The sequence below is a fragment of the Thalassotalea hakodatensis genome, assembly GCF_030295995.1.
Lineage (GTDB): Bacteria > Pseudomonadota > Gammaproteobacteria > Enterobacterales > Alteromonadaceae > Thalassotalea_C > Thalassotalea_C hakodatensis.
Genome location: NZ_AP027365.1, coordinates 4,015,408 through 4,036,667 on the forward strand (window position 1 = coordinate 4,015,408; position 21,260 = coordinate 4,036,667).

18 protein-coding genes and 1 tRNA gene are annotated in these 21,260 nt (G+C 39.3%); 5 read left to right on the plus strand and 14 right to left on the minus strand.

Annotation, left to right across the window (positions count from 1 at the left end):
• The first annotated feature begins 52 nt into the window (after window positions 1-52).
• Together QUE72_RS17800 and QUE72_RS17805 are read left to right on the plus strand one after the other, a co-directional pair.
• Complete coding sequence (locus QUE72_RS17800; protein WP_286270478.1) at window positions 53-655, plus strand: CIA30 family protein; 603 nt, start codon at window positions 53-55, stop codon at window positions 653-655.
• A 34-nt stretch (window positions 656-689) separates the two neighbouring features.
• The gene (locus QUE72_RS17805) at window positions 690-1,910 is read left to right on the plus strand and encodes an acyltransferase family protein (protein ID WP_286270480.1); all 1,221 of its coding nucleotides are present in this window, start codon (window positions 690-692) and stop codon (window positions 1,908-1,910) included.
• Window positions 1,911-1,930: 20 nt separating this feature from the next.
• Here QUE72_RS17805 and QUE72_RS17810 read toward each other — a convergent pair whose 3' ends face one another.
• A complete protein-coding gene (locus tag QUE72_RS17810; protein WP_286270482.1) occupies window positions 1,931-2,467 on the minus strand; it encodes a DUF1285 domain-containing protein in 537 nt (178 codons plus the stop codon).
• 146 nt (window positions 2,468-2,613) lie between these two features.
• On the opposite strand from QUE72_RS17810, the gene QUE72_RS17815 reads away from it, so the two are divergent.
• A tRNA-His gene (locus tag QUE72_RS17815) sits at window positions 2,614-2,689 on the plus strand.
• A gap of 123 nt (window positions 2,690-2,812) precedes the next feature.
• Here QUE72_RS17815 and QUE72_RS17820 read toward each other — a convergent pair.
• The gene (locus QUE72_RS17820) at window positions 2,813-2,944 is read right to left on the minus strand and encodes a hypothetical protein (protein ID WP_286270484.1); all 132 of its coding nucleotides are present in this window, start codon (window positions 2,942-2,944) and stop codon (window positions 2,813-2,815) included.
• A gap of 356 nt (window positions 2,945-3,300) precedes the next feature.
• Here QUE72_RS17820 and QUE72_RS17825 point away from each other — a divergent pair, with 356 nt between their 5' ends.
• A complete protein-coding gene (locus QUE72_RS17825) occupies window positions 3,301-3,762 on the plus strand; it encodes a methyltransferase family protein (RefSeq protein WP_286270486.1) in 462 nt (153 codons plus the stop codon).
• A gap of 11 nt (window positions 3,763-3,773) precedes the next feature.
• Entirely contained in the window at window positions 3,774-4,751 is a 978-nt protein-coding gene (locus QUE72_RS17830; RefSeq protein WP_074499765.1) for a WD40 repeat domain-containing protein, read from the plus strand.
• A gap of 24 nt (window positions 4,752-4,775) precedes the next feature.
• On the opposite strand, the gene QUE72_RS17835 is transcribed toward QUE72_RS17830, so the two are convergent.
• From QUE72_RS17835 to QUE72_RS17890, 12 genes are all read right to left on the minus strand, one after another.
• Window positions 4,776-6,530 carry a sugar phosphorylase gene (locus QUE72_RS17835; RefSeq protein WP_286270487.1) on the minus strand — a complete coding sequence of 585 codons (1,755 nt, stop codon included), beginning with the start codon at window positions 6,528-6,530 and terminating at the stop codon, window positions 4,776-4,778.
• Entirely contained in the window at window positions 6,514-7,761 is a 1,248-nt protein-coding gene (locus tag QUE72_RS17840) for a glycosyltransferase family protein (protein ID WP_286270489.1), read from the minus strand. The genes QUE72_RS17835 and QUE72_RS17840 overlap by 17 nt, the downstream gene beginning before the upstream one ends.
• Window positions 7,754-8,599 carry an HAD-IIB family hydrolase gene (locus tag QUE72_RS17845; RefSeq protein WP_286270490.1) on the minus strand — a complete coding sequence of 282 codons (846 nt, stop codon included), beginning with the start codon at window positions 8,597-8,599 and terminating at the stop codon, window positions 7,754-7,756. Before QUE72_RS17845 ends, QUE72_RS17840 begins: the two co-directional genes overlap by 8 nt.
• A gap of 1 nt (window position 8,600) precedes the next feature.
• Window positions 8,601-9,482 (minus strand): kinase, encoded by an 882-nt coding sequence (locus QUE72_RS17850; RefSeq protein ID WP_286270493.1) that lies wholly within the window; start codon window positions 9,480-9,482, stop codon window positions 8,601-8,603.
• A gap of 183 nt (window positions 9,483-9,665) precedes the next feature.
• A complete protein-coding gene (fghA, locus tag QUE72_RS17855; RefSeq protein ID WP_286270495.1) occupies window positions 9,666-10,499 on the minus strand; it encodes an S-formylglutathione hydrolase in 834 nt (277 codons plus the stop codon).
• Between the two features lie 9 nt (window positions 10,500-10,508).
• Window positions 10,509-11,657, minus strand: coding sequence for an S-(hydroxymethyl)glutathione dehydrogenase/class III alcohol dehydrogenase (locus QUE72_RS17860; RefSeq protein ID WP_074499629.1), 1,149 nt, complete (start codon window positions 11,655-11,657; stop codon window positions 10,509-10,511).
• 281 nt (window positions 11,658-11,938) lie between these two features.
• Window positions 11,939-12,937 carry a cytochrome d ubiquinol oxidase subunit II gene (gene cydB / locus QUE72_RS17865; RefSeq protein ID WP_074499628.1) on the minus strand — a complete coding sequence of 333 codons (999 nt, stop codon included), beginning with the start codon at window positions 12,935-12,937 and terminating at the stop codon, window positions 11,939-11,941.
• Window positions 12,930-14,306 carry a cytochrome ubiquinol oxidase subunit I gene (locus tag QUE72_RS17870; protein WP_074499627.1) on the minus strand — a complete coding sequence of 459 codons (1,377 nt, stop codon included), beginning with the start codon at window positions 14,304-14,306 and terminating at the stop codon, window positions 12,930-12,932. Before QUE72_RS17870 ends, cydB begins: the two co-directional genes overlap by 8 nt.
• Before the next feature lie 147 nt (window positions 14,307-14,453).
• Window positions 14,454-15,005: a GbsR/MarR family transcriptional regulator gene (locus QUE72_RS17875; protein WP_074499626.1), complete on the minus strand. Its 552-nt coding sequence runs from the start codon at window positions 15,003-15,005 to the stop codon at window positions 14,454-14,456.
• A 256-nt stretch (window positions 15,006-15,261) separates the two neighbouring features.
• Window positions 15,262-17,085, minus strand: a complete 1,824-nt coding sequence (locus QUE72_RS17880; protein WP_074499761.1) for an SLC13 family permease — start codon at window positions 17,083-17,085, stop codon at window positions 15,262-15,264.
• A gap of 299 nt (window positions 17,086-17,384) precedes the next feature.
• On the minus strand, window positions 17,385-18,353 hold the full coding sequence (locus QUE72_RS17885) for a magnesium transporter CorA family protein (RefSeq protein ID WP_286270502.1): 969 nt from the start codon (window positions 18,351-18,353) through the stop codon (window positions 17,385-17,387).
• An 83-nt stretch (window positions 18,354-18,436) separates the two neighbouring features.
• Entirely contained in the window at window positions 18,437-21,169 is a 2,733-nt protein-coding gene (locus QUE72_RS17890; RefSeq protein WP_286270504.1) for an ATP-binding protein, read from the minus strand.
• Window positions 21,170-21,260 lie beyond the last annotated feature (91 nt).

Below are 21,260 nucleotides of genomic sequence, written 5' to 3' on the forward strand. Positions count from 1 at the left end.
AAGCTAACACGGCTCATGACCTCCGATGTTAATTTTACAATATTTAGGAAAGATGATGAAAAAATTAAGCCAAATAATAAAGACACTCGTAAACGCAACGATGCTTACCACGGTTATCGCTTTTTCAGGGGCAGCAAATAGTCATACCATAGAGAAACTTGTCGATGATTTTAATCATAAAACTAACAATAGCTTGGGCTTGCCAAGACAATTTATCAATGACACAACTGCCGGAGGCAAAACAACAACAACCTTAACGATTTCAAATGGCAGTATGCATCAATCAGGTGACATTATACCTCCTAGAGGTCAACCAGGCTGGGCAAGTTCAGTATTGTTACTGGATGCGCAAGGCATGCCGATAAATTTGAGTCAATATGAAGGTATAAAGTTATTAATAAAAGTCCGAAAAGGTAACTTATCAGTCTCTGCCAATAGCACAGAAGTGACGAACTTTGACTATCACGCTGCGCCAGTAATAATTAGTGCTGATGAACAATTTCACGAAGTAAAGCTGCCTTTCAACGCCATGAAACGCGCTTGGTCAGAGCAAACGCCTTTGAACACAAAGACGATTAATAGCGTAAGTATTGTCGCTTATGCCATGCAAAGATCTTCTTTCGATTATCACATTCGCGAAGTCAGTTTTTATTAATTTATCATCTCTACATACGAAAAGGGTAACTAAGATGGCCAGTTCATCACAAGCGCCGAATAGGCTCGACTACCTAGACGCAGCGAGAGCATTAGCGTTACTACTCGGTATTTTTTTTCACGCAAGTTTATCATTTATGCCAATGTTTATTGGCTGGGCGGTGATGGATATTTCCACAAGCAATATCGTCGCGATATTTGTGATGATCAATCATTCTTTTCGTATGGAACTATTCTTTTTAATTGCCGGCTTTTTTAGCCACATGACATTGCAAAAGAAAGGCATGAAAGCTTTCATATCATCTAGGCTTATCAGAATAGGACTTCCGTTGGTGGTCGGCTGGTTTCTTCTAAGGCCTATGTTGGTGTCAGGTTGGGTCATGGGGGCTGAGAGCATGCGTGGCGATGTAAATGTGTTAAACGGACTATCACAAGGTATTGCAAGTTTTAAAGAGCTCCCAAATGGTTTTCTAATAGGCACACATTTATGGTTTTTATATTATCTATTACTCATACCTGCCCTTGTACTTGTTGTCTGCAGTATGGTGTCGTTAAATGACAAGGTGAAACATACATTATCAGCAAGTATGGATCACGTGGTAACTTGGCTTTGCCGATCCTCTTTTGCGCCATTTTTGGTCATGTTGCCAATCGCGAGTTGCTTATGGTTTATGTCGCACTGGGGAATGGATACGCCTGATAAAAGTTTAATACCAAACTGGCCGGTGCTTTTTATTTATACTGGATTTTTTAGTTTTGGTTGGCTGATGAATCGTCAACGCCAACCTTTAGCAGATTTTGCAACAATAACCTGGGGCAAAGTATTCTTATGTTTATTGGCTTCTATATTAAGCGTGCTATTAACCAACTATCAGTCACAGCTGGGGCACCCTGATTATTTATTGCTTAAAATAGGCTTCACCTTGAGCTATGCATTAATGATGTGGACTCTGGTATCACTGTTTATCGGATTATGTTTTCGCTTTTTTAATCGCTTAAATCACACAATGCGCTATCTTGCTGATGCTTCCTATTGGCTTTATCTGATACATTTACCTATCGTGATTTGGCTGCAGATTGCCTTTGCCGAAGTGGATATTCACTGGGCGTTCAAGTTGTTGAGTATCTGCATGATCACCGTGATGTTATCGTTAATCTTATATGAGCTTTTCGTACGCTCAACAGTTATAGGCGCGGTACTGAACGGCAGAAAAAAATCACGTGTTTTAATTTCTGCACTCAAGTCCAGCGCGTAAAACAAAAAATATTGACGTATTTATTCATCAATAAAACCGAGGTTAATACATTGGTCAGCACTATTAAATATCATTGCTGCCTTACCCTTAATCTCGGTTTCTTTAGCTAATTCAACCCATTGATAGTACACATTACGATGAATAGTGGCAGGTAAATTACCCCTAACAATAACAGATAAACCTCCGTCATCTTCTATTTTCACAGGGTGTTCGGCATCTAAAATAAACTCATCATCAACATTTGTGGTTAACATCATAATCGTTGATTGTTCATCAAGCCAACGCCATTGGGTTATGATTAATGGGTACTTTTCGACCTGTATTTTGATTTTCTCGACAGGGGTCACCAAAAAATACTCATCAGCTTCTTTTTTCAACACTGAAGCCAATAACTTAACCAGTGACATTCGTTTGAAAATAGTACCCATGTAAAACCAATCACCATTCGCTTTTATGGTCAGATCCATTGCTCCGCAATAGGGCGGATCCCAAGATTCAACTGGTGGATAACCTTTTTCTTGCTGTTTAAGTTGTTCGACAAGCTTTTCTAATGACATACCAACACTATTTTATTGCTTCACATTGTTTTTATTCTAACAAATTTTGCAATATTTTCTCATTTGGGCTTGTCACCGTTTACGAGGTACTATAGAATTCGCGCACTTCGATAAACGCAAACGCTTTGTGATTATCAAGTTCTGTGGTGGCATTAGCTCAGTTGGTAGAGCCCTGGATTGTGATTCCAGTTGTCGTGGGTTCAAGTCCCATATGCCACCCCACTTTTTCTCTAATTCCTTAATTATGCTTTAACCTGCGAGTACGTCATCACAAAGTGATTCCGTTATTATAGTTCCCGCGCGTTCAAGTCCCATTTGCCACCCCACTTTTCTCTAATTCCTTAATTATGCTTTACCTGCGAGTACGTCATCACAAAGTGATTCCGTTATTATAGTTCCCGCGCGTTCAAGTCCCATATGCCACCCCACTTTTTCTCTAATTCCTCGATATTTCTTCGCCTGCGAGTACGTCATCACAAAGTGATTCCGTTATTATAGTTCCCGCGCGTTCACATCCCATATGCCACCCCACTTTTTCTCTAATTCCTCGATATTTCTTCGCCTGCGAGTACGTCATCACAAAGTGATTCCGTTATTATAGTTCCCGCGCGTTCACGTCCCATTTGCCACCCCACTTTTCTCTAATTCCTCGATATTTCTTCGCCTGCGAGTACGTCATCACAAAGTGATTCCGTTATTATAGTTCCCGCGCGTTCACGTCTAATTTCAAACGTTTTTATTCACTTTGACTAAACTTTTTCTCCGAAATTGAGTATGCTTAGTTTTATGACTTTTTCATAAATTGAATGGCTTCTATCAAGGTAAATATCTACATGAAGTTTCTTGAGTTAAAAATTCCCCCAGTATTACTAATGATGATATTTGCTGCGATAATGTGGCTGAGTAAAGACATTTCAACACCAATGATATTGTCCTCACAGTTAACCATCATAATGACGTTATTATTCTGCTTTTTGGGCACAATTGTGGTCGCGGCGGGGGTTATCGCATTTAAAAAAGCCAAGACCACTGTAGACCCAACCAAGCCAGAATCAAGCGCTTCATTGGTCAGTTCAGGGGTTTACCAATACACCCGTAATCCTATGTATTTAGGTTTCAGTTGCTGGCTAATGGCATTGTGCTTTTATGCCGCCAACCCGCTGTTAATCGGTTTTGTCGTGCTGTTTATTTTCTACTTAGATACCTTTCAAATATCACCAGAAGAGCGAATGTTAGAGAAGCTCTTTGGTCAAGCTTACCTTGATTATTGTCATCAAGTTCGGCGCTGGATTTAATGTTATTGGTTATGCGTACATATTTTCTTCTTTTAATTTGCGTTGCGCTAAGCGCTTGCACTGAGCAGCCGGTGTATACCTCTTTAGCCAGCGTCACACAGCAATATAGTGAAAAAGTACTTAAAGCGGCAGATATTAGTACTGATGGTACAATAACGATAGTTAGTGACAACGAACAGGTTTGTGTGTGGGATAATATAAAAGACCAAAAAAGCTATTGTTTACAAGGACTTGATGCAAAACTGATCGAGTTGTTAGGTATCTCTCACTCTAAACGATACTTTTATACCTCAAATCGCGTGAATGTACATTTATATGACTTAGCAACAGGACGCCTTGTCAGAGTTTGGTCTGCTGGTGATAATATTATCAATGATATTGCGATGGCAAATAATGAAAAAGCTTTAATCTTTGCTTTTCGTAGTGGGCAAGCCAGCGTTGTTTCTGTGCATAGCGATGTCATTAACACCTTTAAACCTCACCGCTTAGACATTAACTCTATCGCCATTTCTAATGACGGTATGAGTGCATTTACCGGTTCAAGCGACAAGTACGCTAGTCTATGGCATACGAAAACTGGCGAGATACTTGATTCGTACACTCATCAATCGCGTGTTAATCATGTAGCATTGTCACCCACTGGCAAGTTTGCATTTACCTTGGATGCGATAAAAGACCGCTTTTTTTGGCGTATCAATAACCCACAACCGCAAGCAGAATTAGGCAGTCTTGTGAAGTTCATCGAATTTAACGACAGTCAGTTTGTTAATCATAACAAGTGGTTATTATCAGCTTCCCCCAAACAGGTTATTCAACTATGGCGGGTAAAAGATGGTGAACTATTAGCACAGTGGCAGGCGTATAAACATGAACAGCGCTTTCGCTCGTCGGTATTAGCCATTGAAATGATCAACCCAAACACTATCGCCTCAATGACCAGTGATGGTGTTTATCAGCAATGGCCTGTTGCGATAACATCGCTTCATTAAGTCCCTTTTTAGCGAGCTGTAATGTTACTCTTTCACTTGATTACTGAGCCACACCGTTTGATAAGGTTGTAAGGTGATACGCTCTAAGGTATCGCGTATTTCCTGTTGTGCGATTAAGTCAAACCAAGATTCAGTTATCACTAAGTTTAACTCGCTAAGCATCAGTGGCTGAGGTTCACAACTAATATTACTAATACAAAAAATACTTTGTTTTCGATCAACGCTTTGTCGCCAAAAGCCAAACAATTGTAATCCTAGATGCAAGGTAAACTGTACTGCGTTTGGATGAAAAGCCGGCTGTTGTGTACGAATATCAATAAGTTCTTTCATGGCACTAAAAATTTGCTGATGATGACTTTGCTTATCACTTAAACGCTGTTTTAATTGTTCATATTGCCAACGATGTCGGTTTATCGAACGATTGTGATGGGTATGTGCTAACCGTTCTTCATCATTTCTGGTGGCTAAAAGACTATGAATATAAATGCCAGGTATACCTTCTAACGCAAGCATAATGGCATGCGCACAGATAAAGCGTGCATTCCCCCATTTATCGGGCCCTGCACTCGTTCCTTGTAATGCATCATAAAGCGCAATATTTATTTCATAGGCTTTTTGTTGACCTTCATCACTGGTTCGCCAAGAAATTCTGCCGCCAAATTGCTTCATGGTGTTAATTAACACGTTTAACTCTTGATCGGTTAATAAACCTTCCGCTGGACGCAACCCTATACCGTCATGTGAAGCAATAAAATTAAAATAGGTTGTACCATTTTGAGCGGGTGGCATGCTCATCAGCCAACGTTTTAAGTATAAACAATCACCAGTGATTAGCGTATTTAACAATAACGGCGGTAATGAAAAGTTATAAATGGCATGGGCTTCGTTAGCATTTCCAAAATAGGTTAAATTTTGTGTGTTAGGAATGTTTGTTTCAGTGATCACAATAGCGTTAGGTTTTGCGTGTTCAATAAGCGTACGTAACAACCTGACGACTTCATGAGTTTGCGGTAAATTTATAGATTTACTACCGACAATTTTCCATAAGAAAGCCACCGCATCTAAACGAAAAATTTCAACGCCCATATCAAGATACTGCCGAATAATCGACACAAATACCCTTAATACCGCGGGATTTCTAAAATCAAAGTCCACTTGGTCATGACTAAAAGTGCACCACGAAAATTGTTTGCCGTTTGCCGTTTCAACTTCTTTTAATAGCGATGATGTTCTTGGTCTGACGACTGAGGATAAATCATCATCGGGTGACGCGGTAAAAAAGAAATCATGGCCAACTCCTTTACCATTGATGAAATTTTCAAACCATAAGCTTCTACTTGAGCAATGATTAATCACTAAATCAGACATTAAACGTTTATTCGCTGCAATCGCTGAAATATCTTGCCAATCACCAAGTGCTTCATTGACCGACGAGTAATCAATAACCGAAAAGCCATCATCAGAACTAAATGGAAAAAACGGTAAAATATGCACACCATTTATTGTGTTACCGATGTAGTCAGTAATAAAGTCTTGTAAGGTTTTCAGTGGTTGTTCATCTGTGTCGATAATACTATCGCCATAGGTGATCATCACCACATCTTGCTCTGACCATAAGTTCTGATAGGGCTTAACTTCATGCATCTCTTCGGGAAAACGCATTTCAGCAAGTAGTTGATCCGCTAACCCCTGGTAATCATCAACACCCTCTACATCGCGGTAAATAAACGCCAGTTGCTGGCATACCTTTTGTGTTAACGTATCAAGCACATTTACCATGTATAGACCCCTGAGAAAATTCTTCGTTATCTAATTCAACTGCGGTTTTTAATTGCTCTAGTACATCTGGCATTGCACTTACCACACGGTTCCATGATGGAATAAACGGGGTGTCCATTGGATTTTCTAAAAACGTTTGTCCTGCGGTCATAATGTTCATCGCAAACATTTCAACCGCCTTTTCTTCTATGTGAATATCTAGCGTTAAGCCATTCATTACTGCGTCATTACGATAGGTTTCTACATAATCTAATGCTATACGGTAATACGTTGCTTTAAGGGTACGAATAGTTTCGGCAGTGAAGGTTTCACCTTGTGTTGCCAGTTTACGAATTAACGCTTTACTGATATCAACTGACATTTTAGATAACCCGGCATTGGCATTATCTAACGATAAATCTTGATGCTTATGATCGTATGTTTGCGCAATATCAACTTGGCATAATCGGTTCGATGAAAAATTACGGTGCATTTCAGATAATACCCCTATTTCTAAACCCCAATCACTTGGAATGCGTAAGTCGTTTAACACATCGCGCCTAAAGGAAAACTCACCTGCTAGTGGGTATAAGAAGCTATCCATGTATTCTAAATATTCGTTATGACCTACAGTTTTCTTTAATGCTTTGAGAAGTGGAGTCACTAATAGTCGTGAAACACGCCCGTTAACTTTACCGTCTGCCACTCGTGCATAGAAGCCTTTACAAAACTCATAATTAAAGAGTGGATTGGCCACAGGGTAGAGTAGTCGAGCTAGTAATTGGCGATCGTAAGTTAAAATATCACAATCGTGCAAAGCAACAGATTCAGACTTGCCCGACGCCAATACGTAACCCATGCAATACCAGACATTGCGCCCTTTACCCATTTCTTTAGGCGCTAAGCCAAGAGCTTCAAGCTTGGCATCAAGGGCACGAAGCCTTGGCCCATCATTCCACAACACCTTATGATGTTGTGGTAGCTCACCAAAAAATTTCAACGCAGAGCGATATTGCGTTTCGTCAGCGCGATCTAACCCGATCACAATCTCAGATAGATAAGGAACTTGTGCAATGTTATCAATAATTTCAGGCAATGCTTTACCTTCAAGTTCAGAATAAAGTGACGGTAAAATTAACCCTAATGGTCTTTTCTTTGAAAACGCCAATAGCTCTTGTTCTAGGCTTTCTTGATCACGTTGCCCTAAGTTATGTAACGTTGTTACCGTACCATTTTGATAAAAATCAGCCATGTTGCACCTCGTGATGATGAATAAAAGGAAGTAAATGCGTTAATGTTTCAGCCCAACCTTTCGGGCCATATTCGTCGCTTTGAATCGCTTTGGATTGACGCTCTAATGCAGGAAAATCATGCTTAGGTGATCGAATTTGTACGGCAATATCTGCCGTTTCAAGCATGGCAATATCGTTGTCACTATCACCTAACGCAATAGTCGTTATATCTGATGCGGGATATTGTTCGCGGTATCTTTCCGCAAGCCAGTGTTGTGCAAGCCCTTTATCGCAAGCACCACTAATATGTAAAAAGCGTCCGCCTTGCAGTACATTTGCACCATAATCTGACATCAAATCGATGAAAGCCTTACGTTGTTTATGTGTACCATTCCAATGAAGCGGTTCGCTAAATTCTCGCTGTAATGCGTTTTTTGCTTGTTGCTCGCTTAAGTGAGTAAGCGCAACGAGCTCGTTCACCGTCAACTGAGAAAAACCCGTAAAATACTGTTGATACTCAAACGCCACATTTTTCAGTAATGAAAGCCAATAACTTCTTGGCTGACAAAATGTTTTAACCCAATAATTCCCTTGTTGAAAAGCATCTTCTGGTTGTTTATCAAAGTAATTAATAGGGATATAAATAGCAGCACCATTTTCAACAATAAATGGCGTAGACAATGCTAGATCATTTCGCAACTCTTCTAATTCAACAAAGGTTTTACTGGTGTTTAATATAAGGGGAATATCAGCCGCCTTTAATGCCAATAACGTTGGTTTAGCAGCCTGCCAACTATAGGTTTCATGATCTAGTAACGTGCCATCTAAATCGCTAAATATTAGGTAAGTATTTTTCATATTAATCGCCTATAACCACTTGCTTAACTTGTCGATCATAATCAAGCAATAACAGGTAATTCATTTGCTGAGGAAGTGTTACTAAACCGTGTTCGGTTAAACGTTGAAAATACTGAATAAACTGACGGATCTGTTCCGAAGACATGATTTGATTGTTTGTATCTTCGGAGTTTTCTGCCAGTTTATTTTCTTGTTCTAACCGCCACTGAAATACCGCATTAAATGATGGCGCAGCCAACATCACCCAATAATCAAACAACTGATATAGTGGTTGATAGTTTTCGACTAACTGTTGATTCACATAGGTACGCCAAACACATTGTTCATCATTAGTTTGTTCTAACCGATTGATTGCGGGGGTTAACGCTGTACTTTCTTGCCTCATAACACCCCAACACCAGCCTTCAAGAAGCACTAAATCAGGCTGGTCTTTCACATACTTCCACTGCGTTACATATTTAACATCATCTATGGCCTTATCGAACGCAGGTATTTGCACGCCAGAATTGCCTTGTTTTAACGCCAATAATGTTCTAGATAATAAGTCAATATCATGGGTGCCTGGCACACCTCGGGTCGCTAACAAAGGGTGTATTTTCTCGGCTAGCTTATTTCGCGACTGTTTAGATAAGTAAAAATCATCAAGTGATAGGTTAACCACGTTGACATTGAAATTTTGCACTAAATACTCAGCGATGAACGCGCACATGGTTGACTTGCCACTTCCTTGGCAACCATTAATACCGACAAATAAAGGAGATTCACCACAATGAATACGCTCAAGTAACGTATTTGCTAACGGCACATAAAACTGTGATGCGGTTTCTTGAAACGCGTCAGATAGTTGGTGTTTGGCAATAAATTCGCTGAGCATTTTGTCCATCAATATATCCTACATTAACATCTTTATTTCAACTCTCGTGCCAAATCAAGCATATAGAGAAAATTTAAAATATCTTGTTGTTAATTAAGAGTATATTAGTTTATTACAAAACACCTTGTAGAAAGAATAACATGCTAAGTTGGCTAGTTTTAACGCAACGATGCACCATGAAGGTGCACCCTGTTATTTTTGTAAACACCTGTGATGGAACGCTAAATGCTCATCAATAAAACTTGAGATAAAATAATAGCTATGATCATAGCCAGCCCGCGTTCTAAGCTCTAATGCAGAGCCATGTTGTTGCGCTGCACGTTGAAGATTCTTAGGTTTTAATTGTTCAGCGAGAAAATTATCCGCGTCTCCTTGATCCACTAGTATCGGTAGTGTTGATTTTTCTTGAGCCAGTAAATGACAGGCATCATAAGATAACCAATCGTTTTTATTGTCACCTAAATAGGCCGAGAACGCTTTTTCACCCCATGGACATTGTGACGGATTTGTAATCGGACTAAACGCTGAAATAGACTGATATTGATCTTGATTTCGTAGACCTATAACCAAGGCACCGTGCCCACCCATGCTATGCCCCGCAATTGAACGTTTATCGGTAACTGGAAAGCTTTGTTCGATCAGTCTAGGCAACTCATACACTATATAATCGTACATTTGGTAATGTTCAGACCAAGGAGATTGCGTAGCATTAACATAAAAACCAGCCCCTTGTCCTAAGTCATAAGCATCATCATTGGCGACATTTTCGCCACGCGGGCTCGTATCAGGCGCAACAATAGCAACGCCTAGTTCAGCCGCTTTCTTAAAAGCGCCAGCTTTTTGCATAAAATTTTCATCAGTACAGGTTAGCCCTGAAAGCCAATAAAGAACAGGCACAGGTTTGTCTGCATTAGCGTTAGGCGGTAAAAATATCGCCAAACGCATCGTGCACTGCAAGGTAGTTGAAAAATGTGTAAATTGCTGATGAACACCTTCACACACTTTTGCTTGACTAATTTGTTCCATTAACGCTCCTTATTTATCCATATGGATCACTGAACGAATACTTTTACCTTCATGCATGAGATCAAACGCAGTGTTTATATCTGCTAGCCCCATGGTGTGGGTAATAAACTCTTGTAAGCCAAAGTCACCTGCTAAATATTTTTCAACAATATCAGGTAGTTCTGAACGACCTTTCACACCACCAAACGCAGTACCTCGCCATACACGACCTGTTACTAACTGAAATGGTCTTGTTGAAATTTCTTGTCCTGCGCCAGCGACGCCAATAATAACTGATTCACCCCAGCCTTTATGACAACACTCTAACGCTTGACGCATTACATTAACGTTGCCTATACATTCAAAAGAGTAATCAACACCGCCATCGGTAATGTCAACAATCTGTTCTTGTATCGGCTTATCTACTTTTTGAGGGTTAATAACATCTGTTGCACCTAGCTGTTGCGCTAAATCAAATTTTGACTCATTAATATCAACACCAATAATGCGTGATGCGCCAGCCATTCTTGCACCAATAATAGCTGACAAACCAATACCACCTAAGCCGAACACAGCAACCGTATCGCCAGGTTGTACTTTAGCCGTATTAAGCACAGCTCCCATACCAGTAGTAACACCACAGCCTAATAAACATACTTCTTCTAATGGCGCGGTTTTATTGACCTTAGCGAGTGATATTTCAGGTAACACCGTATATTCAGAAAACGTAGAGCATCCCATATAATGATAAATAGGCTCACCGTTAATAGAAAACCTTGAAGTGCCATCTGGCATCACGCCTTTGCCTTGTGTTTCACGCACCGCTTGGCATAAATTGGTTTTACCTGAAGTACAAAACTTACATTCCCCGCACTCTGCGGTATAGAGTGGAATAACATGGTCGCCCACGTCAACACTGGTAACGCCTTCACCAACCATCTCCACAATACCGCCACCTTCATGACCCAAGATAGAAGGAAAAACGCCTTCAGGATCTTCTCCTGATAAGGTAAAAGCATCAGTATGGCATACACCTGAGGCAATAATACGTACTAATACTTCACCCGCTTTTGGTAATTGAACATCAACCTCTTCCATTTTAAGTGGTTCACCTGCTGCCCATGCAACGGCAGCTTTTGATTTAATCGAAGTTTGTCCGGGTGCTAATTTAAGAGACATTATTTTTCCTAATTTTTATATTCACTTTTGAAACAGTATAGCGCTCTGCCATTACTCTTACGAGCTCAATTGCTCATAGACAAGCTACAACATTGTTTGACGGTTATAATTTTGAAGGATAATAAAAGAAAAAAACAGGGCATTAAGAATACCCTGTATAAAAAGAGAAATAACAGTCCTACATTAATGTAGTAGAGCAATCAAATTCGATTGATTCAACGAAGTAATCAATAACGCTGGTATTTAATCTTGTTATTACCTTAATGAAAAGACCATTCGTCTTAGTAATAGTTGAGTTCATCTGCTTTACCCCAAAAAACACGATACGAATAGACGGTATAAGCTAAAATAGTTGGTACAACGATGAAAGCTCCCCACAGTATAAAGTTAAGTGACTCTGGTGCAGCAACAGACTGCCAAATGGTTAACTGATTAGGCACAATGTCAGGGAAAAAGCTAAAGCTTAAGCCAAAAAAGCTTAACGTAAAAATAAATACCGTGATAAAAAAAGGTAAACCTGAGCCATGTTCTGGTGTTTTTTTCAAATGTCTAAGTACATTAAAACAAAGAAAAAAAGCAATACAACAGACCATCGGAATTGGTAATAAAAACAAACCATATGGCCAAGTAAACCACTTTTCATAAACTTCAGGGTTAACCCACAAATTTAAACCGGATACTAGCACCACACCAATAAAGGTGATAACCACACAACGCTGTGCATACTTAATGGCTGTTTGCTGTAATTCTCCATGTGTTTTCATCACTAGCCAACCTGCACCAATTAGCATATATGCGCAAGCAACACCAAAGGCACTCATTATCGCAAAACATGTTGCCATCCAAGACTGCTCAAAGCCGGTCACATAAATGCCAAGTATATACCCCTGAGACAACGCAGCAATAAATGATCCTGCTTTAAAAGTTTTATCCCAAGTTTTACGATGTGACACTGCTGCTTTTGCTCTAAAATCAAAAGCAACGCCCCGCAAGATCAAGCCAATCAACATAACCACGCTAGGAAGATACAAGGCTTTTAGTATCAAATTATACGCTGCAGGAAAAGCGATTAATAAAAGCCCAACAGCAAACACTAACCAGGTTTCATTTGCATCCCAAAAGGGGCCTATCGACGCTATCATGGTGTCGGCATGCTCTTTTTTTTCTATCGGTAACAACATGCCAACACCAAGATCATAACCATCTAATATCACATACAATAACGTTGATAATGCCATTAAACTTACAAAAATAACGGCAAGCGATTGTTGATCAAACATGATTATTCTCCCATTCATTTTCACGGTAAGGAGAAGTTACATTGGTTAACTCCTCATTTTCAAATTCTTCCACCTTCACGGCACGCTTCGCCAATAAGAAAATGGTATGTAGGTATGCTACGAGTAAACTTACATAGACCACGACATACATTGTTAAACTGATCACTACATTTTCAGCTGCTATATCAGTGACAGCCTCTTTCACCGTTAATATGCCACTGACTAAATAAGGTTGACGGCCAATTTCTGTGACATACCAACCTGCAAGCGTTGCAATCCAGCCAGAAAAACTCATCCACACAAGCACCTTTAATAAACCCGTTGATACCTTTTGCTGCTTGAACAATTGAAAACGCGCAAGCCATGCAACTAAAATCATCATCAACCCCATACCTACCATGACACGAAAGCCATAAAACACAGGTTTTACTGGTGGGTGGTTGTCAATAAAGTCATTTAGGCCCTTAATTTCCCCATCTGCTTGATGTGTTAAAATCCAACTGGCTAAATTTGGTATACCTAATTCATAACTGTTAGTACGAGTTTCTTCATTAGGAATAGCGAATAACAATAGCGGTGCATTAGTGCCAGTTTCCCACGCCCCTTCCATCGCGGCGACTTTTTGCGGTTGATGTTCGAAAGTATTTAAGCCATGTAAGTCACCAACAAATGCTTGTAAAGGAGCCAATATAACTGCAACGGTTAAACCAACCTTTAACGTGAGTTTAGGTGCTTGCTTTTCATCTCCTAGTAACAGACGGTATGCGCTCAACCCTGCAACTAAAAATGACGCGGTAAGCCCAGACGCAATCATCATATGGAAGAACCGGTAAGGGAATGAAGGGTTAAAAATAACGGCAAACCAGTCGACAGGAAACACTACCCCGTCTCTTATTTCAAAGCCAGTTGGCGTATGCATCCAAGAGTTCAAACTTAAAATCCAAAACGCAGACAACGTTGTGCCAACAGCAACCACAATAGTCGCAATAGTATGTACCCTTGCGGACACTCGCTTCATACCAAATAGCATAATGCCAAGAAACGTTGCTTCTAAAAAGAAGGCCGTTAATACTTCGTAACCCAATAATGGGCCTGCAATATTCCCCACCTTTTCCATATAGCCCGGCCAATTAGTACCAAACTGAAACGACATGGTAATGCCGCTTACTACGCCTAAAGCAAACGTAAGCGCGAACACTTTTACCCAAAAGCGGTAGGCTCGCATCCACACAGGGTGCTGTGTTTGGTCATAACGCACTTTAAAGAACACAAGAAACCAGCATAACGCGATGGTGATGGTCGGAAAAAGAATATGAAAACTAATATTAAGCGCAAACTGAATTCGCGACAGCATTTCTGTCTCTAACATAATATACCTCTGCCAAATTTGGCGTGAGTAAGTCCGTAGCGCAATATTGCTATTGCACTTAAAGTATAATCAATTATAGGAAGATAGGGCTTGTTGATCTTTCGCGTTTATTTCGAACAAAATTTAATCTCGAAAGAGCAACACCCCCTAGTGTTTACTCGACTTTACAACCTTGTCTTTAAAATCAAGCATTTTTACCACACCCGAGCCAAGCTTCATGAGGGTAGTTAATTTTTCTGGGCTAACACTTTGCAACTCACGCGCCCATTTAGTTAATGTTTCTAGCAAATCATGAATTTCATCCATCTGTTGTAAAGCATATTCTTCATGTGGATTAGATGGTTCATCAAGCAAGGAATCACGCAGTAACGATAATGTTGGATCAATTTCACGTTTACTTCTTTCTTCAAAAATGCGATTTGCAAGTTCCCAAATACTACCCGACGGTAAGTAATAATCTTTTCGATCACCGGCAATATGTTGCACGTTCACAAGCCGCCAGGATTGCAGCTCTTTGATACCCATACTGACATTACCGCGAGAAATACTGAGTGTTTCACCTATCTCGTTAGCTGATAATGGCTGTTTACTCATGACAAGCAAGCCCATTATTTGACCGATCGTGCGATTAAACCCCCATCGACTGCCCATTTCACCACAATGCATTACAAAACTTTCTATCCGAGGTGATACTTTCATCTTCTAAACTTTCAATAATTTCTGAACGTTTAGAATTTTAGAACGGAACTTGATCTAGATCAAGACAAATTTATCTATATCTCCACATTATTTTACTGACCTGTTACTAGGGTCTGTTGATCTTTCGAGATTAAATTTTGTTCGAACTAAACGCTTTTTGTTCAAACCGTGAGCAATGGCGCATGGTTATTCCATGTCAATTGCGAACAACGATGAAGAAATAGTGTTTAGCTCAACCCAAAGGGCAGTCGGAGTATTAAAAGTAAATCCAAGATAAAAGGAACGACAATGATACCCACATTAAAATAATTAATGGTACACCCGCACGAATGAAGTCGGAAAATTGATAACCACCAGCATTCATCACTAATAAGTTGGTTTTATAAGCCATGGGGGTTGCATAACTTAGGTTAGCGCCAAAAAGTACCGCTAAAATAAAAGGCTCAACAGGCAAAGAAAGTTGATTGGCTACTGAGATAGCTATCGGTGTGCCTATAACCGCCGCTGCATTGTTTGAGACAATATTCGTCATAATCGCGAGCATTAGCATTAACGAGGCAATTATGCCCCATGGAGGTAAATCAACCGCAAAGGCCACAAAAACCTGCGCAATATAATCAGCTCCACCAGTTTGCATCATTGCAGAGCCTAGCGCTAAAGACGCAACGACAATGAGGATCACTTGCGTACTAAGAGCAGCAGATACTTCACTCCAGTCAATACATTTGGTCATGAGTAATACTAAAATTCCGCACAGTGAGCTAATAGCAATAGGTAAAACACCGATAGCGGCAACAGCGACGACTAAAAACAACACAAATAAGGCAATTGGGGCTTTTTGCGAATAAGGTAAATCTGACGCCCCATCAATAATTAAGAATCCTTGAGAACTTTTCAGCTCTGCCACTTGGTCTGCATCTCCTTGCACCAATAGCACATCACCAGCATGAATTATCACGTTGCCGATACTTTTACGACCAATATCCATGGCACTACCATTACGGTGTAAAGCAAGTACAGAGATACCATATCGTTTGGCAAATTGAACATCTTTCAATGTTCTGCCAACTAAATTTGATGCCTGGATAACAACCATTTCAACAAGTTTTTGTTTTTCAGCTTTTAAAGGGTGATCATCATCAACTTTATGTGCACCTGAAAATAAGGTTGCCTGTAAAACAGATTCAAACTCTTTAAGTTGTTCAGGATGATCTTTAACGTGTAGCCTATCACCTTCTTTTATGATCGTATCAGGAAACGGACGAATATTTCGGTATTCAGGACTACGTTGTATCGATTCAATACTCATTTGGTCATCAGTAAGTTTCAACAATTCAGCAACGGTTTTACCGTTCGCAACACTATCTTCATTAATATTAAGATAGGCACTAAATAATCGTGGTGAAGTATCCGGTAACGACGCCTTGCGTTGAGGTAAAAGTTTAGGTGCAATTAGCCATAAATATGCGATGGCAATACAAGCGGCAATGATTGCGGGCACACTAAAATCAAACATGCCGATACGTGGCAGCCCCATATCACTCGCCACACTCACCACTAATAAATTTGTAGAAGTGCCGATAGTTGTTGTCATTCCCCCCACTAACGTAGCTAACCCCATGGGCAGTAACATAGGTGAGGTATCTGTTTTTGTGCGCAAGGCAACGCTCGTTAAGATAGGTAAAAGTAACACCACTATTGGCGTATTATTAACAAAGGCGCTCAATGCCCCAGCAATGATCAATGTTACCAACAATGAAATTGCCGGGCTTATTTTCCACAATTTCGCTAAATTTCTACCAACAGGTACTAAAGCCCCTGTTCGAACTAATGCATGACCAATGATCATCAATGCACAAACAGTAACCAAAGCTTCATGACCAAAACCAAAAAATAAAGAGGACGGTTCTAATTGCTGACCATTAATATCAAAGGGAAACACTGTAAAAATCATGCATAGCATCACCAATACCGCTAATGATGACGTTTCTAAGGGTATATCTTCACGCCTGAAAAAATAAAGTGCAATCACGGTAAGCACTAACATGGCAAGTGCATGATTATTAGGAATGTCAGGCATGGTCACATTCAACTTATTGATTATTGTTAATAACACACAAGTTCAACGTTAGCACTAGGAATGCTAAAAGGCGAGAAAGTCAGGAAAAATAACTTGATCGTACAAAATTATGCCTACCGATGAAGTGACTCAAAATGCCAGAAATCAACACATGTTAAAAGTAGCAACATGTATTGACTTTAAGCCAACATCATACCGAAAAATCAATATGCCTTGTTTCTAATCAGAAATATAAGTTGAAAAGTCATTTTACTAAGCACTGCGTTTTCGTTATGTATTAAGCAGTAAAACTTTTAACATTAAAGCCACTTTTTCCGTTTAAAAATAACAATGAGTCCAACGGAAATAACCAACATTACCCCTAATAAAATAAAGTAGCCATTCGCCCACTTAAGTTCAGGGATATGTTCAAAGTTCATCCCATAAATACCCGCTAAGAACGTCAGAGGTACAAACAAAGCAGTAATAACAGTTAACACCCGCATCGTTGCATTTAATTGATGTGAAGTAACAGACATATAGCCATCAATTAAGTCACCACAAATTTCATAATACATTTGCGACAAACTCATTAATCGTTCTAGGCGTTCTCGTAAATCGGTTAAGGTATGAATTTCAACAGGTGTGATCAATGATGTTTCATCATTTTCTAAAAACTGACTTAACGATTCACCAATTGACACATGGTAGTTAAAAGTACGCCTAATTTTTACCAATTGAGAGCGATACGCAGTAATTTCTCGCATCATCTTATCATTACCGCTAAGTTGAAATTGATCTTCAATTTTTTCTAAATGCGATTCAAAGGTAAAAAGCTGTTTTAAGTAATTTCCGCAACTAGAGTGAAACATTTGTAATGCTAAATGCACCGGACTACGCGCTAGATATTTAGCACTGCTTTCGTTGAACAAATTATTAACGGCAATAGAGCTTCCTGTATGGCAAGTAATTAAAATTCGATGCCCAATAAACATGCCTAATTGCAAGTGTTCGAACGTTAAAATGTCGTCATAACTAACAAAACCGCGATACAAGAGAAAAATATAGTTTTCAAACAATTCGACTTTAGGCGGGTGTCTATCACGTTGCGTGTCTTGAATCGCCAATGGGTGACAATCAAGCGATAATAACATTTGTTTTTCAATGCTCTGGTCAAGCCCTTCTAGATCTAACCATAAAGTAGCATCAGCGTCTTGCTGCCACTTTTCAATTAGCTCTTCACCGCCCATTTCTGTGGTAGAAGCGGATATCAACATAGCTTTAATCATGTATTACCTAACCTTATAACAACGTAACTTAGCACGTAGACAACATATGCTTTAGTGTATAAACACGGAACATTTTGCCTCCATTAGATATTGCGACTGGCAATATCGTCACTTATTTTCGTAAAACACGCCAATAGTCGCTCAACATTTATTGGCTTTGTTAGGTGCTCAGTAAAACCTACTTGTTTAGCATATTCAACACTTTCCGCATTTACATCAGCCGTTAACGCTAAAATAGGTAAATGTTTATAGGTATCTATTGCTCTGATTTGTTTTGTAGCCTCGTAACCATCAAGTACAGGCATTTGACAATCCATTAACACTAAATCAAACGACTCTCGCATCAATGCTTCAACCGCTAATTGGCCATTATCAACGACAACTGGCTCTATTTGATGTTTTCTTAAAATGGTTTTTATCAGTGCTTGGTTGATGCGATTGTCTTCGGCAACTAACACCTTCAAGTGAGGAAAGTTTCTCACGGTTGTTGAAGTAGATTTAGCTATATTATGCTCTGACACCTTTAATGACGCGGTAAAAGTAAATGTTGATCCTTCACCTTCTTCGCTAACTATTGTGACATCCCCCCCCATTAATTGACTTAATTCTCTAGATATTGCCAGACCTAACCCCGTACCACCATAAGTACGAGAAGTAGAATCATCAGCTTGTGTAAACAAAGTAAAAAGCTTTTTCTGGTTAATCTGGCTAATGCCTATACCGGTATCTGTGACGGTCACGGTTATCAGGGCATTATCACCGTTGATATTAACAATGGCTTTTAACACGACGGAGCCTTTACCGGTAAATTTAATCGCATTACTGCATAAGTTCACAAGCACTTGCTCAATACGGACATGATCGCCTATAAATCGAATGTTGGCTGGCAATTGATCATCAAGCTGCCACTGCAACCCCTTGTTCATAGCGAGCGTTTCAAAGATACTGGCAACTCGTAGTAAGCTGCGATGCATATCAAACGTTTGTTCAGATAATTGCAATTTACCCGCTTCAATTTTTGAAAAATCTAAGATATCGTTCACGAGATTCAATAAAATGTCTGAAGATATCTCTATCTTGTTAATATATTCTTTTATTTCAAGTTGTTCACTTGATTGCTTTGCCATTTGGGAAAAGCCCACAACAGAATTTAATGGGGTTCTAATTTCATGACTAATAATCGCTAAAAATCGGCTTTTTGCTTGATTAGCTTGTTCTGCTTTCTCCATCGCTTTATGCAATGAAATTGTTCTATGATGTACTCGATTGTTTAATACTAAATGGCGATTATTCATCAACAACAACATTGTGATAATACAAATCACTAAGCAAAACTGAAATATAAATAACAAAAACAATGAATGGCTTTGTTCTCGTTTGAGGTATTGCTGGTTACGTGACAAGTTTAATAGCCATGTTTGTCCTGAATTTTCAAAACGTAACGTATGCATTATGTTCTTGGTAACATCATCATCTACATTTTTTGCAAAAGAATGCGGCACTCCTTCTTCAAATAACAAAAAATGAAAAAGTTGCTTGTTATTAACACCAAAGGTTTCATGAAGAATTGTGTTCACTAAAAACACTCCTGTAGCAAAGCCTTTTAGTTGTTTTGCAGTTGGCGTTTCATTTTTGTCACTCACATCAAATACTGGCATAAACAATAAAAAGGCAGGCTGCTTGCTGGTTATCTGCACTAACTGAATAATAGGCGTTGCCTGCGGGTAATAACTATTTTTAGCTTTTTCTATGGTCTTTTTACGCTCAACGTTTGAATACACATTGTATCCAATGGCTTTTTCATTACCGCTTTTAGGCACAATATACTTAACATAAACAATAGGATCTTTCGGTAAAATTGGTTCTCCACTAATTTTTAACGGCTTTTGATAAATACGCTGTAATTCAGCCTCTTCTTGAGGTTTTTGCCGTTGGGATATCAGTGGATTCCATGACAAAGCGTGTATTGTCGGGTTATTTTCAATAATTTCATGTGCGAATTCATGAAATGAGTTCAGTGCTAACGTATTATTTTGAATAAAGTTTGCTAATGTTTGTAGTTGAAGTAAGTTATTATTTAATCGTGCGTATAAACTACTTTCTATTACCTTTATTTCTTTAGTAATTAATTTTTGGCTATTTTTATCTGCATAGTTAATAAAAAAGTTTGTCAGTGATAACACCCCTAAAAATAATACGCTCGTTGCCAATAGATTAATAAGCCGAACATTTTTAGGAAATTTTTCCTGGTCTGAAAATGAAATAAGACTTAGCAAGAAAGGCGTTGCAAGTAATACTCCTATCGAATCACCAAGCCACCAATAAGTCATGTTAACCCAGTAACTATTCAGCACATAATCGTCATTAAAATAGGTTAACGCTGCCACGCCGATATTAGCGGCAATGAGGTTCACAACGACGCCAACACCTACGATAAAACAAATCAACTTTCTCGTTGCAGGTTGAGCAATTGGGTTTCCAAGCCAACGTTTCATTATGTACCCGCCCACAAAAGCTTGCAGTGATGAACCAAAGGCAATCAAAAACGTACTGGCACCTTTCAACGATAATAGATCAATAAAAATAAGCTCGTCATTAATGCTAACATTCAGTGCAATAGAACAAATAAACACCGCTGGAACAAATCGCCAGCCCCAAAGATAACACCCAACAAGAGCAACACCGGCCGGTAACCAAATTGGCATTATTTGAGTAAGAAACGAAAAGTTTGATAGAACTAACCCTGATAAATACGCACTTATCGCTAAGACAAAGTACAGCAATTTACTAGCAGTTAGTTTCAGATTCGTATTCATAAGATGATCATTTTTAATTCTTTTGTTAAATTTTTTACTCGGTATAGCAGGCTAATAGCGTAGTGTATAAACAAGATAAACCCTATACTCT